This window comes from Cognatishimia sp. WU-CL00825, assembly GCF_040364665.1.
GTDB lineage: Bacteria > Pseudomonadota > Alphaproteobacteria > Rhodobacterales > Rhodobacteraceae > Cognatishimia.
Genome location: NZ_BAABWX010000001.1, coordinates 597,682 through 612,535, shown reverse-complemented (window position 1 = coordinate 612,535; position 14,854 = coordinate 597,682). Strand labels below are relative to the sequence as shown.

The following is a 14,854-nucleotide window of genomic DNA, read 5'->3' as shown; positions in this document are numbered from 1 at the left end:
AGAGCAGTATGACACAAGACAAAACATATCCCGGCGGCTATGACGCCCTATTGCGCCGCGCAAACCTGCGCCGTGAACCTCTGGTTTTTGCCGAAGACGAAAGCCTTCCGGATCTTAACACTGATCTCACTGCTTTGTGCACGTCGATCACCGTTGCCGAACCGCTCACCAGCGAGTCGACTTTCGCGAAAAAGCGCCGCGACCTTCAGCTTGAACTCGAAGGTGAACCAGAGCTGTGTTTCCTAAACAGCCTGACCATAGCCACCCTACGCAAAAACGAATTCCCGCCCCATGCCCCTGAATTATTTCAGAAAATCTGGCGTGAACACAGCGAGTTTCTGCTGAGACGCCTGCCACTGCGCTGGCTGGTGTCCACGATCACAACCTTTGGAGACCACGGCCTAACAGAGGCACAGCGCCATGTTGGCCGCAGCATGACCATGCTGTTTGGCATGATCAAACTTTATGAATTTGAGCGGCTGTATTCCGGCTATGCCCCCGCAACCGCCTATGACACCGCCAGCAAAATCAACACCCGATTGCCGCTTGATATCCCGTCCTATTCCTTAAAAGGCGGCGGCTTGGATGTCGCATTACTGACCCGCCTCTGGAAAGATGCACAGCAAGATCCGGTGATCAAACCTCTTGCCAACCATTTGCTGAACGCGATCAACGACGATCCAAACACCCTGTTCCGCCGCCTCCGCAACATGGCGGACCAACGTGTGCAACACCTAGAAGAAAACAACAAAAACCCAATCCCCGTGCCCCAGCGCCATGTCAAACGCGACCCCAGCGCGATCTCTTGGGGGATTGTGGCGACTTTAAACGACGATCACGATCAAGCCGTTCGCTTTGTGGCCCACCACGTCACCCTGGGCGCAGATCAAATTGTACTTTATGCCGATGACCCCCAAGACGTCCCGCACGAATTGGGCCTGCATCCCAATGTCACCGTAATCACTTGTGATGAAACAGTAATCAGCAACGATCAGCGCGAAAGCCTGCCCCTCCGCAATGCCCGCAAAGCCTATTACTTCAACAAAGCCCGCCGCAAACTGCGGCTGGACTGGGTGGCGATGCTGGATGTGGACGAATTCTTACTGCCCAAAGTCCCGGTGCGCGAGATTCTGGCCAAAGTGCCAGAAGATGCCGCCTTTCTTGCGCTTTCTGTTGTTGAACAATTCGCTGATGCGCCCACGCTCTTTCGACCACCTGCCAGCGCTTATGACTTGCCCCAAGAGCACCACCAAGAGCTGTTCCCAACCTTTGGCAGTTACGTGCCCGACCTGGTTCTAGGTCCTTCAGAAGGCCGCTTAGTGGTGCGCGGAAAACTCGGCAATATCCGTGTCGGCAATTTCGTCGTCAAATACGAAAAGCGCGCGGCGACCAACAGCTATACCCTCCCCGATATGATCGTTGCCCACTGTCACAGCGAAGATTACCCAAGCTTTCTTGCCGCTCTGCCAAGGCGCATTGCCGAGGGGTATACCCGTCGAAAACCCGATGGAACCAACATTAAATCTGTCTTGGATGCCGTTGATTACAAATCACAAAACGCAGAACTTAAAGCGATGTTTCAAGAAATTTGCTCCGCCCGTCCAGAGGTCATAGAGATGCTAAAGTCCCAGGGTGTCTTGCTGGAACATAACCTTGATCTAGACCGAAAAATCGATCAGTTCATTGCGGACGTCACGCCATGACCTCTGCCACGACCAACGCCAAAACAAATGCAGCAACGTGGGGCATCGTCGCAACCATCAAAGCCCCAGCGCATGACATCGTCAATTTCGCCGCCTATCACCTCGACCTTGGCGCGGATCATATCTTTATCTTTCTGGATGACGCCAACCCAACCGCTGAACACACGCTTGCCACACATCCAAATATCACAGTCACCCGCACAGACGACGCTTATTGGCAAACAACCAATGGCCGACGGCCGCACAAACATCAGGTGCGCCAGGTTCACAATGCGTCGCGCGCCTATGCACAGGCAACACAGCTGAGCTGGCTTGCCCATATCGATGTCGACGAATTTCTCTGCCCTGCAGGCGACGTATCAAATGCGCTCGCGCAAATGCCGTCAACAACACCGGTTGCCCGAGTCGCGCCATGCGAATCTCTCTGCGCCGAAGACCAACCAGACCTCGACCCCGCCCTTATCTACTGCAAAGCCAAAACCCCCGGCGGACCAAAAGGCCAAAAAATTGAACGCGCGTTGTACCCGATGTTTGGCGGTTTTTTCAAAAGCGGATTTATCAGCCACACTGCGGGGAAAATTTTTGTACGGCGCGGCCAACCCAACCTGCGTTTTGCCATCCACCGCGCCTTTGCCAACAAAGATCAACCGCTCATCGAAACACCATTGCCACAGGTTGAACTGTGCCACCGACATGTTGAAAGTTGGGAAAAGTGGTTAAAAATCATGCAGTTCCGCCTATCCAAAGGTTCTTACCGCGCTGAACTTGAACAATCCATTGATCCCTCTTCGGGCCGCATATCGCGCCACCAGATGTTCTCTACTTTAACCCAATCAGGCACATCCGAGCTGCGCGCGTTCTTTGATGAAACCTGCTTGGCGACCCCAAAGCTGCGCGCTGATCTGAACAAGTTTGGACTTTTGCGCAACTATAGGTTGGATATTGCTCGCAAAGTGGCGAAACACTTCCCGGAATTCAGTGAGTAATGTTTCGCTTTACGAAACAATCTAATTCTCTGAAATCCGCGTTTTTTCCCTTTCGTTGACGCATCCGGCACAATGCGCTATGCCCTCACCGTGGGTCACACATGTGGCAAACCACGGGGCCAAACGGGCCCGACCCACATCAGACGTACGGGCCAATATGTGTCCGTAAATCACGGATACACATGATAAAGTTCTCCGATCTTGATCTGAACCCCAAGGTTCTCAAAGCTGTAAGCGAAGCGGGCTATGAAAGCCCTACCCCCATTCAGGCCGGTGCGATTCCCCCAGCCCTCGAAGGCAAAGATGTTCTCGGCATCGCCCAGACAGGCACAGGCAAAACCGCCAGCTTCACGCTTCCAATGATTTCGCTGCTGGCCCGTGGCCGCGCCCGGGCGCGCATGCCGCGCAGCTTGGTGCTGTGCCCAACACGGGAATTGGCCGCCCAGGTTGCCGAAAACTTCGACACCTATACCAAACACCTGAAACTGACCAAAGCACTGCTTATTGGTGGGGTCAGCTTTAAGGAACAGGAAAGCATTATCGACAAAGGCGTTGATGTGCTGATTGCCACCCCTGGCCGCCTGCTTGACCATTTTGAACGCGGCAAGCTGATCCTGTCAGATGTCAAGGTGATGGTTGTCGACGAAGCCGACCGTATGCTTGATATGGGTTTCATCCCAGATATCGAACGCATCTTTGGCCTGACCCCTTTCACCCGCCAAACTCTGTTCTTCTCGGCCACTATGGCCGCTGAAATCGAGCGTATCACCAACACGTTCCTGTCCAATCCCACCCGTGTCGAAGTCGCCCGTCAGGCGACCGCTTCGGAAAACATCGAACAGGGTGTTGTGATGTTCAAAGCCAGCCGTCGCGACCGCGAAGGCAGTGAAAAACGCAAAGTCCTGCGCAAGCTCATCGAAACCGAAGGCGACGCTTGCACCAACGCGATCATTTTCTGCAACCGTAAGACCGATGTCGATATCTGCGCCAAATCGATGAAGAAATATGGCTTGGATGCCGCGCCAATTCATGGCGATCTTGATCAGTCTCAGCGCACCAAAACGCTGAATGCCTTCCGCAATGGCGAATTGCGCTTTCTGGTGGCCTCTGATGTGGCTGCACGTGGTCTTGACGTGCCGGATGTATCCCATGTGTTTAACTTTGATGTGCCCGGCCATGCCGAAGATTACGTGCACCGTATCGGACGCACAGGCCGTGCCGGTCGCGATGGCAAAGCGATAATGATTTGCGTGCCGCGCGACGAAAAGAACTTTGCCGAAATCGAAGCCTTGATCCAAAAAGAGATCCCGCGCATCGAAAACCCGGTTACGCCAGAAAAGCGCACGCGCAAACCGCGCGCTGAAAAAGCCGACAAAGCCATACCCGAAACAAAAACCGCCGAGGTCACGCCGATTACCGCAGCAGAAAAACCTGCGCCAAAGGCAGAACAGCCTGAAGGCACCAGAAACAATGCGCGCGGCAATCGTGGTCGTGGACGCAACGACAACCGCAATGATCGCGGTGGTCGTGACAACAAAGTTGTCGGCATGGGCGACCATATGCCCAGCTTCATCGCCCTCAGCTTTGACGAACGGCGCGCAAGCTAAAGAATATCAGGCGGCCCAACAAAGCGCCGCCTGACATCTTCATCTTTCCAAAAATTCTCTCTTAAAATTCCACCAGCTGATACCGGCTGAACTGGGTAACCCAACGGTTTCGCCGACCGTAGGCCGTGCCCCAAACTCAACTTACAGGCGCCCAGGCCACATGGGTCGAATCGTACGTTTCGGCGCTTGAAACGTACAATTTGTACAATTAGGCAAAAATAAAACCCGCGCACGCCCAAGGCGCAACGCGGGTCAAGTTTTAGCCCAAACCCAGAATTTGTGATCAGCTCAAACGGCTGACAATCACGCTGACTTCTGGCTTTTTACCAATTTCCGTTTTCGCGCTATTGCGGGCGATCCGGCGCAGGTTCTCTTCCAATTTATCGTCATCTGCCAATGTCTTGGCCCCAGCACGTCCCAGAAATTGTGTCAGGTCCTCTTCCAACACATCTGACAGCGGTGCATGGCTGCTGCCAACCTCGGGCAAGCCCATCAGCTCCACCCAGGCTTCCCCAAGCGGCTCATCGTCTTCGTCCAGAATGACATTCACAATCACATGTCCATTCAACGCCATGCGAATACGATCCCGTACCACGCCATCCATCGCGCCAATTTTGACCGAACCGTCCAGGTAAGTCCTTCCAGTCTCTACAAATTCTGTGACTTTGGGTGCATTACCTGTCAGCTCCAACATGGTGCCATTCACCGCCACAACACTGGCGCGCCCCTTGCTTTCGCTCAGCTTGGCATGTTCGCGCAGATGGCGATGTTCCCCATGCATCGGGATCACCATTTGTGGGTTCACAATGTCTTGCATACGCTCCAGGTCAGGCCGGTTCGCGTGACCGGACACATGATAGTGCCCAGCACTGTCATCCACCACATCCACACCAATTTCTGACAATTGGTTCACAATACGAATGACACCCTTCTCATTGCCAGGAATGGTTTTCGAACTAAACAGGAAAGTATCGCCATCTTTCAAGGTGATACCATTGTGCTTGCCCCGAGCCAGCTGTGCCGTCGCCGCGCGGCGCTCACCCTGTGACCCAGTCACCAATAACATCAGATTCTCTCGCGGAATTGACCGTGCTTCCTCTGGGCTAACAACTTTGGGAAAGCTGGTGAGAACCCCGGTTTCCAGCGCGGCCTCAACCATGCGACGCATTGCACGGCCCATCAGGCAAATCGACCGCCCGGCCCGCTCGCCTGCCTCTGCCAAGGTCTTGACCCGCGCCACATTGCTGGCAAAGGTTGTCGCCGCCACCATTTGCGGTGCCGCCAAAATCAGTTTCTCAATCTCTGGCCCAACCGTGGCCTCAGAACGGCCTTCGGCACGCGAAAACACATTGGTAGAGTCACACACCAACGCCTTAACGCCGTCTTTGCTGACCGCCGCCCAAAGTGCCGGGTCAAAGGCTTCGCCGACGATCGGTGTCTCGTCCAATTTGAAGTCGCCGGTATGAATGATACGCCCTGCAGGAGTGTCGATCACCAGCGCACCGCTTTCGGGGATAGAATGCGAAATCGGCAGGAAGCCAACGGTAAACGGGCCAGCTTTTGTCGTTTCCGGCCAAGCGCTTACCGTAACGACCTCTTGGTCCGGTTGCCCTTGGTCGCGCATCTTGTGACGCGCCAGATTTGCCGTGAAGGCGCGCGCATAGACGGGCACGCCCAGACGATCCCAGAAATGGCCCACGGCCCCAATATGGTCCTCATGGCCATGGGTGATAAAAATGGCCTCAAGGCGATCTTTGTTGGCAATCAGCCAAGACATGTCCGGGAAAATCAGATCTACCCCCGGAGAGGTCTCCATATCGGCAAAAGTCACGCCAATATCCACCAGGATCAAGCGCTCTTTGCCCTTTGGGCCATAGCCATAGACATAGGCGTTCATACCAATTTCACCCGCCCCACCAAGGGGAAGGTAAATCAAACGGTCACTGCTCATAAAAGGTCAGCTTTCTTTGTTATAAGTGTGGATCACGGTTAGCCCGTGCATCGTTAAGTCTTCTTCGATCATATCAAAAAGGTGATCACCCTTCTCAAACAGTGGGGCCAGGCCGCCGGTACCGATCACTTTCATCGGCGCGCCATATTCAGACTTGATACGCGAGATAATCCCCTCGATCAGGCCCGTGTATCCCCAAAATACACCAGATTGTATGCAGCCCACGGTGTTGGTCCCTATGACCTTTGTGGGCTGGCTTATATCAACATGCGGCAAAGCGGCCGCGCCGGCGCTTAGCGCTTCCAGGCTCAAATTCACACCGGGTGAAATCACCCCCCCGATATAGGCACCATCGTTGTCCACAACATCAAAGTTGGTCGCGGTGCCAAAATCAACGACAACCACATTCCCGCCATGACGGTCATAGGCCCCGGCCGCATTTGCCAAACGGTCCGGCCCCGGCTGCACCCCATGGTCGACGCGCGGCGCAACAGGCAACTTGCAGTCAGGTTTACCAACAACCAAGGGTCTGCACCCAAAGAACTTATCCGCAAAGACCCGCAGATTGAACACCACGCGCGGTACCGTCGAGGAAATGATCACTTCCGTGATATCCAGCTCGATCTGGTAGTGGGAGATCAATGTCGAAAACCACGTGAAATAGGCGTCCGCGGTGCGCGCATGGTGGGTCGAGGTGCGCAAAGTGCACAGGAATTTCTGCCCATCCCAAATGGAAAAGACAGTATTTGTGTTGCCGCAGTCGATCGCCAAAAGCATGGTTTGCCCTATCTTAGAAAAAGATGTCGGCTGCGGGGATCGCCACAGCGCCTTGGGGCGTCTTCAACACCAGATTGCCCGCATTGTCTACCGTTTCAAAGGTGCCGACATATTCATCACGCATAGTGCGTGCTGTTATCACCTCACCTAATCGCGCGGCCCGCGCCAACCAAGCCGTACGGATTGGCTCAAACCCAAAGGTTACAAACTGCAATTCCCACTTGGCATAGGCCGATGCAAGCACGTCCAAAAAGGTTTCAGGATCAACCTCTGCACCAGTTTCTGACAACACAGACACGGGGCGTGTTGCGCTTGCTTCCAAATCTTGCGCATCAGGGGCCACCGCAAGATTCACACCAATCCCAATCGCAAGATGGGCCACTTGACCACCTGAGAACCCAGCACTTTCCAACAATATCCCGGCGACTTTTCCACCATTCAACAAAACGTCGTTGGGCCATTTCAACGCAAACGCCCCGGCGCGGCCAGTGACAGCCACAAAAGCGTCAAATAGCGCGAGACTTGCTACAAAGCTGCGCAATGCAACATTCTCAGGCGTCTCCGAAGGATGCATCAACAGGGTGGCCGCGAAATTTCCGGTTGGGTCCTCCCAAACGCGCCCACGGCGACCACGGCCCGAAGTTTGATGCAAAGCCAAAATCCATTCTGGTCCCGCCACTGTGCCAGCAACACGCAATGCCTCGGCATTTGTGCTGTCCAACTCCTTTAGCACGCGCCGCCCATATCCGATTGGCCAATCTTGCATACTTGTTCCTGTTCTTGATCCAAATACCCTCGCCGAAGGCACCTTAAACAAAAAAGACGCGCCCGTCAGGGCGCGCCAATTTAATTCATATGCAAAGCGCTTTAGTTGACAAGCGCAGCTGCCGCAACTTCCGCCATTGCTTCAACACCAAACAGGTTCACAATTCCCAGTGCCATGATCGCCGCAGAGGCCATCAGGAACCCATAGAGAATAGGGCTGCGGTTTTTGTCTAAGCTCTCGCCCTCTTCGCCAAAGTACATGTAAAAGACGATGCGCAGGTAATAGAACGCCCCAATAACCGAAGCGACCACACCGGCAATTGCCAACCAGGCCAGACCCGCATCATAGGCGGCACGCAAAACATACAGCTTACCGATAAAGCCCAGGAACGGCGGCACACCCGCCAGCGAAAATAGCAGCACCAACATGGCAATTGCTTTGCCAGGTTCGCGTTTGGAATACATGTTCAAAGCCGTGATGTCCGTAACCGGCTGGCCATCGCGTTCCATCGACAGAATAAAGGCGAAGGTGCCCACATTCATCGTCACATAAATTGCCATATAGATCAGCATGGATTGCACGCCAAACGCGGTGCCTGCAGCCAGACCCATCAAGGCATAGCCCATATGGGCGATTGACGAATAGGCCATCAGACGTTTGATGTCTTTTTGACCGATCGCTGCAACCGCGCCTAAGAACATCGACAGCAATGACAACAAGGCTACGATCTGTTGCCAGTCGCCAACCACGCCGCCAAAGGCATCATGTACAACCCGCGCAAACAAAGCCATTGCTGCCATCTTTGGCGCTGTGGCAAAAAATGCCGTGATCGGCGTTGGCGCACCTTCGTAAACGTCTGGTGTCCACATGTGGAACGGCACAGCAGACACTTTGAACGCCAGACCAGACACCACAAATGTCAGACCAAACAACAGGCCAAGCGTCGTGTGACCTTCGCCAGCGGCCTGAATGATGCCGGCAAATTGAGTTGTGCCCGCAAAGCCATAGACCAAAGACGACCCATACAGAAGCAGGCCCGATGACAGAGCACCAAGAACAAAGTACTTCATGCCAGCTTCGGTGGATTTAACGCTGTCACGACGTAAAGACGCCACAACATAAAGCGACAGAGACTGCAATTCGAGGCCCATGTATAGCGCCATGAGGTCCCCTGCACTCACCATCATCATCATGCCGACAACCGACAAAACGATCAGAATGGGATACTCAAAGCGCAACAGATTGCGACGGGCTAAATAGTCTTTTCCCATCACCAGCACGGCTGCGGCGGAAATTAGAATTGTCACTTTGGCAAAGCGCGCAAAACCGTCGTCATGGAACATTCCGTTAAAGGCAACATTGCTGCCCTCGCCGTTCAGACCAATCCAAGCCGCCAAACCAACAAACAAGATTGCCGTCAGCCAAGTCAACGCGCCCGCGATTGCGTCTTTGCCGGTGTACACAGCCCCAACAAGCGCGAGCATCGCGTAAATCGCCAGAATAATTTCCGGCAGGATGATATTCAGATCAGCAGTGATCATCGGTTACCGCCCCCTTAGTGCGATGCCGCGATTTGGTCAGCAGCCGGAGCATGCGCCAAAGCGGTTTCATAGTTAAGTAGCAAGGCCTCGACTGAAGGCCCGATAATGTCGGTGATCAACGCAGGATAAACACCCAGCAGAAGCGTCATTGCAACCAAAGGTGCAAAAATCCATTTCTCACGTGTATTCATGTCGCTGATGGTGCGCAGGCTTTCTTTGATCAGATCGCCCATGACAACGCGGCGATACAGCCAAAGCGCATAGGCTGCTGACAGGATCACACCAGATGTAGCAATCGCAGCAACCCAAGTGTTTTTCTGGAACGCCCCCATCAAAGTCAGGAACTCTCCGACAAATCCAGAAGTGCCCGGCAGACCCACGTTTGCCATGGTAAAGAACATAAAGATCAGCGCATAGGCTGGCATGCGGTTCACAAGACCGCCATAGGCGTCAATGTCGCGTGTGTGCATACGGTCATAGATAACGCCGACACAGAGGAAGAGCGCGCCAGAAATAAAGCCGTGGCTTAGCATCTGGAAGATCGCGCCATCGATCCCCTGTTGGTTGCCCGCAAAGATCCCCATAGTCACATAACCCATGTGCGCCACTGATGAATAAGCAATCAGCTTTTTCATGTCTTGCTGCACAAGAGCCACCAAAGATGTGTAGACAATCGCGATGGCTGACATCCACAGGATAAAGTCCGTCAGAACTTCGGCCCCAACCGGGAACATCGGCAAGCTAAAGCGCAAAAAGCCATAGCCGCCCATCTTCAGCAAGATCGCCGCCAGCACCACAGAACCTGCTGTCGGGGCCTGAACGTGCGCATCTGGCAACCAGGTGTGCACCGGCCACATTGGCATTTTCACCGCGAAACTCGCAAAGAACGCGAGGAACATCAGGGTTTGCAATCCACCCACGACGTGAATGCCCAGCACAGAGAAGCTTTCAGACGCAAATGTGTGGTTCATCAATGTTGGAATGTCGGTTGTGCCCGCATCTGCAAACATTGCAACCATCGCGACCAGCATCAGAACTGATCCAAGCAACGTGTATAGGAAGAACTTGAAGGATGCGTAAATCCGGTTCGCCCCGCCCCAGATCCCGATGATCAGGAACATTGGGATCAGGCCTGCTTCAAAGAACAAGTAGAACAAGATCAGATCCAGCGCCATGAACACGCCAAGCATCAGCGTTTCAAGCAGCAAGAAAGCGATCATATATTCTTTGACGCGCTTATTCACACCCCAAGATGCAGCAATGGTCAGCGGCATCATGAACGTGGTTAGCATGACAAACAGAACCGAAATCCCGTCAACGCCCATCTTGTATTGTAGCCCCAACAACCAAGACCGTTCTTCGACAAACTGCATCCCGGTATCTTGTGGATCAAACTCAGCAAGAATGAACAGCGAGACTAGAAAAGTGATAGCTGTTGCGATCAACGCAACCCATTTGGCATTGCGTTGGTCCGCCGCATCATCGCCGTGCAAGAACACCAACAGGATTACAGCTGCAATCGCCGGAATGAAGGTGACAATGGAAAGAAGGTTATCCATTAATGCGCTCCTCCGCTGAGCGTCATCCAAGTGATGAGCACGACAATGCCGATCACCATGGCAAAGGCATAGGTAAAGATATAACCGGACTGAGCGCGGCCTGCGAGCTTGGTGAAGAAGGGCACAATGCCCATCGCCACGCCATTCAAGAAGCCGTCGATCACATTGCCATCACCACGTTTCCAAAGGAAACCACCGATGGCCTTGGCCGGACGTACAAAGATAAAGTCAAAGATCTCGTCAAAGTACCATTTGTTCAAAAGGAACAGATACAGCGGACGCTGCGACTCTGCCACTTTGCGCGGCATCGACGGATCCCAGATATAGAACCACAAAGCGGTGATAAAGCCGATCAGCATCGCGATAAACGGGCTGACCTTGACCCATGTTGGAGAATGGTGCGCGTCATCAATAACGTGGTTATCTGCGGCCATGTGGATCGCACCTTTTGGCGCTTCTGCATGGGCTGCATTTGCCATCGCATGATCGTCACCGTGGCTGTCTGCTTTGGCATGATCATCCTTGGCGGCAGCGTGGCTGTCATCTGCATGGTCGTCGCCATGTTCGCTGGCTTCCGCATGCGCTTCGATACCAAAGAAGGTGTTCACCTTGTGATGGTCACCAAAGAAACTGCCGTACCAAATCATACCGGCAAACACCGAACCCAAAGCCAGCACACCAAGCGGCACCAGCATCACTGTTGGGCTTTCATGCGCATGATCATGGGTATGTTTGTCGCCGCGCGCCTTGCCATAGAACGTCAGGAAAATCAGACGCCAGCTGTAAAAACTTGTGAACAGCGCGGCAATCACCAGCATCCAGAAGGCATAGCCACCAGCCGTGCCCGCATAGGCGCTTTCAATCACTGCATCTTTGGACAAGAATCCTGCGAAACCAATATGAGTCAATGGAATGCCGACACCAGTAATCGCCAACGTCCCAATCATCATTGCGGCAAATGTGTAAGGCAGCTTTTTACGCAACCCGCCATAATTCCGCATGTCTTGTTCGTGGTGCATGCCATGGATCACGGAACCTGCGCCCAAGAACAACATCGCTTTGAAGAACGCGTGTGTGAACAAGTGGAACATCGCAACAGAATAGACACCAACGCCAGCAGCCACAAACATATAGCCCAGCTGAGACATGGTTGAATAAGCAATCACGCGTTTGATATCGTTTTGAACCAAACCGATGGTCGCTGCCACAAAAGCGGTGGTCGCCCCAAGGAATGTGATGAATGCTGTGGCTTCGGGCGCGTATTCCATCAATGGGGACATACGGCAAACCAAAAACACACCAGCGGTAACCATGGTCGCGGCATGGATCAAAGCCGAAACAGGCGTTGGACCTTCCATCGCGTCAGGCAACCAAGTGTGCAGGAACAACTGTGCAGATTTCCCCATCGCACCGACAAACAGCAAGAAGGCCAGCAGGTTTGCTGCATTCCATTCGGTCCACAGGAAGGTGATCTCTTTATTCACAAGGTTTGGAACCTCGGCAAAGATCACGTCAAAGTCGATACTGCCGGTCAGCATGAACAGGCCGAAGATACCAAGCGCAAAGCCAAAGTCCCCTACACGGTTGACGATAAAGGCTTTCATCGCCGCCGCACCCGCGCTTGGTTTTTTCCAGTAAAAACCAATCAATAGATAGGACGCTACGCCCACGCCTTCCCAGCCAAAGAACATCTGAACAAGGTTGTCAGAGGTCACCAGCATCAACATCGCAAAGGTAAAGAAGCTTAGATAGGCGAAGAAACGCGCCTTATAGTTCTGATCCTCGGAAAAGTTTTCGTCATGCGCCATGTAGCCAAAGGAATACAGGTGCACCAAGGCCGAAACCGTGGTCACAACAATCAACATGATCGAGGTCAGACGGTCCAGACGGATCGACCAGCTGGTATCAAGAGTACCTGATTGAATAAAATCCAGGATGTGAATGTGCTGTGTTTCCGGCCCATGGCTCAGGAACACAACCCAAGAAAGCAAGCAAGCTAAGAACAACAAGCCGGTTGTCACATATTGTGCCGCGGTCTCGCCGATATAGTGCCAGCCAAACCCGCCAATGATGGCCCCAACAAGAGGCGCAAAGAGGATGATCGTTTCCATGCTCAGTTAGCCTTTCATCACGTTGACATCTTCGACCGCGATGGTGCCGCGATTACGGAAGAAGGAAACCAGAATTGCCAGACCAATCGCAGCCTCAGCAGCGGCAACGGTCAAAACAAACAGCGTGAAGACCTGCCCCACCAGATCGCCCAAAAAGGACGAAAAGGCGACAAGGTTGATGTTCACCGCCAACAGCATCAATTCAATCGACATCAATAGGATGATGACGTTCTTCCGGTTCAGGAAGAGGCCAAAAATACCGATGACGAACAATGTCGCCGCCACGGTAAGGTAATGTTCAAGTCCGATCATTTTGTCCCTCGGTCCTTACTCTTTCCTCAGCGGGGGCTTAAAGCCCCTGCCCCGGTTTAATATCTTTGATTTCCATTGCAGTCGCTGGGTCGCGCCACATCTGGGTTAGAACGTTCTGACGCTTGATGTCACGACGGTGACGGATGGTCAGTACAATCGCGCCGATCATCGCAACCAACAGGATCAAACCGGCCAGTTGGAACAACAGAAAGTATTGATCATAAATCAGCAGGCCCAAAGCCGCGGTGTTCTCGACACCCTCAGGTGCAACTGCTGCACGCAGGGCTTCAGCCTGTTCTGCTTCTTCCCAGGCCCCAAAGGCCAGACCAAATTGCATCAACAAAACCACACCGATCAAGATGGCAATTGGCAAATACTGCGCCATGCCCGCCTTGAGTTCCGCGAAATCAACATCCAGCATCATCACCACAAACAGGAACAATACTGCAACCGCCCCAACATAGACGATGATCAACAACATCGCGACGAATTCAGCCCCCAACAGCACAAACAGACCTGCCGCGCTGATAAAGGATAAGATCAGCCACAATACCGAATGCACCGGATTCTTGCTGACCACGGTAAATAGACCGCCCGCGATCACACAGATCGCAAACAGATAGAATGCAAGCGCCGCAATGGTCATGTCTCACTTTCCTCATTGTCGCCCATCACACCCTGTGCAAGGTCCATCACACGGGTCATGGCGGGTAAGCCGGCGAACATTGACATTTGGCCAATGGTCTCGGCAATTTCTTGTTTCGTTGCGCCCGCTTCCAGCAAATGCCGAATGGTCAGGCGAATTTGTGCGTCAGCTTGCCCGCCCAGAACGGTCAAGGCTGCTAAAGTCAAAAGAAGGCGCGTCTTTGCGTCCAGCCCATCTTTGTTCAACCCTTTGCCAAAGAACATTTCCATCATGTCTTTTGGCATGGTTGGCCAAAGGTTCTCGAACCCTTTTGGAGAGAAGGATTCCAGCGCAGGATTCATGGACTTCGCCATTTCCTGATACTGAGCCATCATTGCTTCGAAAGGGTTCTTTGGATCGGTCATCGGTACGGCGCATCCAGTTCTAGGTTACGAGCTATCTCTGCTTCCCAGCGTTCACCGTTCGCCAGCAGTTTTTCTTTGTCGTAAAACAGCTCTTCGCGGGTTTCGGTGGCAAACTCGAAATTCGGTCCTTCGACAATGGCATCCACCGGGCAGGCTTCTTGGCAAAAGCCGCAATAGATGCATTTGGTCATATCGATGTCATAGCGCGTGGTGCGACGGCTGCCATCTTCTCGGGGTTCCGCATCGATGGTGATGGCCTGTGCAGGGCAAACCGCTTCGCACAATTTACAAGCGATGCAACGCTCTTCACCATTTGGATAACGGCGCAACGCATGTTCACCACGGAAACGCGGCGACAAAGGCCCCTTTTCATGTGGATAGTTCAGCGTCGCTTTTGGGGCAAAGAAGTATTTGAAGCCCAGCCGGAAGCCTTTTACGAAATCCGCCAGCAAGAAATACTTGGCAGCGCGGGTATAGTCGATTTGGGTCAT

13 protein-coding genes are annotated in these 14,854 nt (G+C 53.3%); 3 read left to right on the top strand and 10 right to left on the bottom strand.

The window, feature by feature from the left end; all coding sequences use genetic code 11:
* Positions 1–8: 8 nt before the first annotated feature.
* From ABXG94_RS02965 to ABXG94_RS02955, 3 genes are all read left to right on the top strand, one after another.
* A complete protein-coding gene (locus ABXG94_RS02965) occupies positions 9–1,703 on the top strand; it encodes a glycosyltransferase family 2 protein (protein ID WP_353532208.1) in 1,695 nt (564 codons plus the stop codon).
* Complete coding sequence (locus tag ABXG94_RS02960) at positions 1,700–2,689, top strand: glycosyltransferase family 2 protein (protein WP_353532207.1); 990 nt, start codon at positions 1,700–1,702, stop codon at positions 2,687–2,689. Before ABXG94_RS02965 ends, ABXG94_RS02960 begins: the two co-directional genes overlap by 4 nt.
* Positions 2,690–2,871: 182 nt before the next feature.
* The gene (locus ABXG94_RS02955) at positions 2,872–4,296 is read left to right on the top strand and encodes a DEAD/DEAH box helicase (RefSeq protein ID WP_353532206.1); all 1,425 of its coding nucleotides are present in this window, start codon (positions 2,872–2,874) and stop codon (positions 4,294–4,296) included.
* Positions 4,297–4,579: 283 nt separating this feature from the next.
* Here the strand turns inward: ABXG94_RS02955 and ABXG94_RS02950 are convergent, their stop codons facing one another.
* The 10 genes from ABXG94_RS02950 to nuoI form a co-directional block, all read right to left on the bottom strand.
* The gene (locus tag ABXG94_RS02950; protein ID WP_353532204.1) at positions 4,580–6,247 is read right to left on the bottom strand and encodes a ribonuclease J; all 1,668 of its coding nucleotides are present in this window, start codon (positions 6,245–6,247) and stop codon (positions 4,580–4,582) included.
* A gap of 6 nt (positions 6,248–6,253) precedes the next feature.
* A complete protein-coding gene (locus tag ABXG94_RS02945) occupies positions 6,254–7,024 on the bottom strand; it encodes a type III pantothenate kinase (protein ID WP_353532203.1) in 771 nt (256 codons plus the stop codon).
* Positions 7,025–7,037: 13 nt separating this feature from the next.
* Positions 7,038–7,790: a biotin--[acetyl-CoA-carboxylase] ligase gene (locus ABXG94_RS02940; protein ID WP_353532202.1), complete on the bottom strand. Its 753-nt coding sequence runs from the start codon at positions 7,788–7,790 to the stop codon at positions 7,038–7,040.
* Between the two features lie 101 nt (positions 7,791–7,891).
* On the bottom strand, positions 7,892–9,331 hold the full coding sequence (gene nuoN / locus ABXG94_RS02935) for an NADH-quinone oxidoreductase subunit NuoN (protein ID WP_353532201.1): 1,440 nt from the start codon (positions 9,329–9,331) through the stop codon (positions 7,892–7,894).
* Positions 9,332–9,345: 14 nt separating this feature from the next.
* Positions 9,346–10,890, bottom strand: a complete 1,545-nt coding sequence (locus ABXG94_RS02930; RefSeq protein ID WP_353532200.1) for an NADH-quinone oxidoreductase subunit M — start codon at positions 10,888–10,890, stop codon at positions 9,346–9,348.
* Positions 10,890–13,001, bottom strand: a complete 2,112-nt coding sequence (gene nuoL / locus ABXG94_RS02925; protein ID WP_353532199.1) for an NADH-quinone oxidoreductase subunit L — start codon at positions 12,999–13,001, stop codon at positions 10,890–10,892. The genes ABXG94_RS02930 and nuoL overlap by 1 nt, the downstream gene beginning before the upstream one ends.
* 6 nt (positions 13,002–13,007) lie before the next feature.
* Positions 13,008–13,313, bottom strand: a complete 306-nt coding sequence (gene nuoK / locus ABXG94_RS02920; protein ID WP_072794219.1) for an NADH-quinone oxidoreductase subunit NuoK — start codon at positions 13,311–13,313, stop codon at positions 13,008–13,010.
* A gap of 37 nt (positions 13,314–13,350) precedes the next feature.
* Positions 13,351–13,959 (bottom strand): NADH-quinone oxidoreductase subunit J, encoded by a 609-nt coding sequence (locus ABXG94_RS02915; RefSeq protein WP_353532198.1) that lies wholly within the window; start codon positions 13,957–13,959, stop codon positions 13,351–13,353.
* On the bottom strand, positions 13,956–14,363 hold the full coding sequence (locus ABXG94_RS02910; RefSeq protein ID WP_353532197.1) for a carboxymuconolactone decarboxylase family protein: 408 nt from the start codon (positions 14,361–14,363) through the stop codon (positions 13,956–13,958). Before ABXG94_RS02910 ends, ABXG94_RS02915 begins: the two co-directional genes overlap by 4 nt.
* Entirely contained in the window at positions 14,360–14,854 is a 495-nt protein-coding gene (gene nuoI, locus ABXG94_RS02905) for an NADH-quinone oxidoreductase subunit NuoI (protein ID WP_353532196.1), read from the bottom strand. The genes ABXG94_RS02910 and nuoI overlap by 4 nt, the downstream gene beginning before the upstream one ends.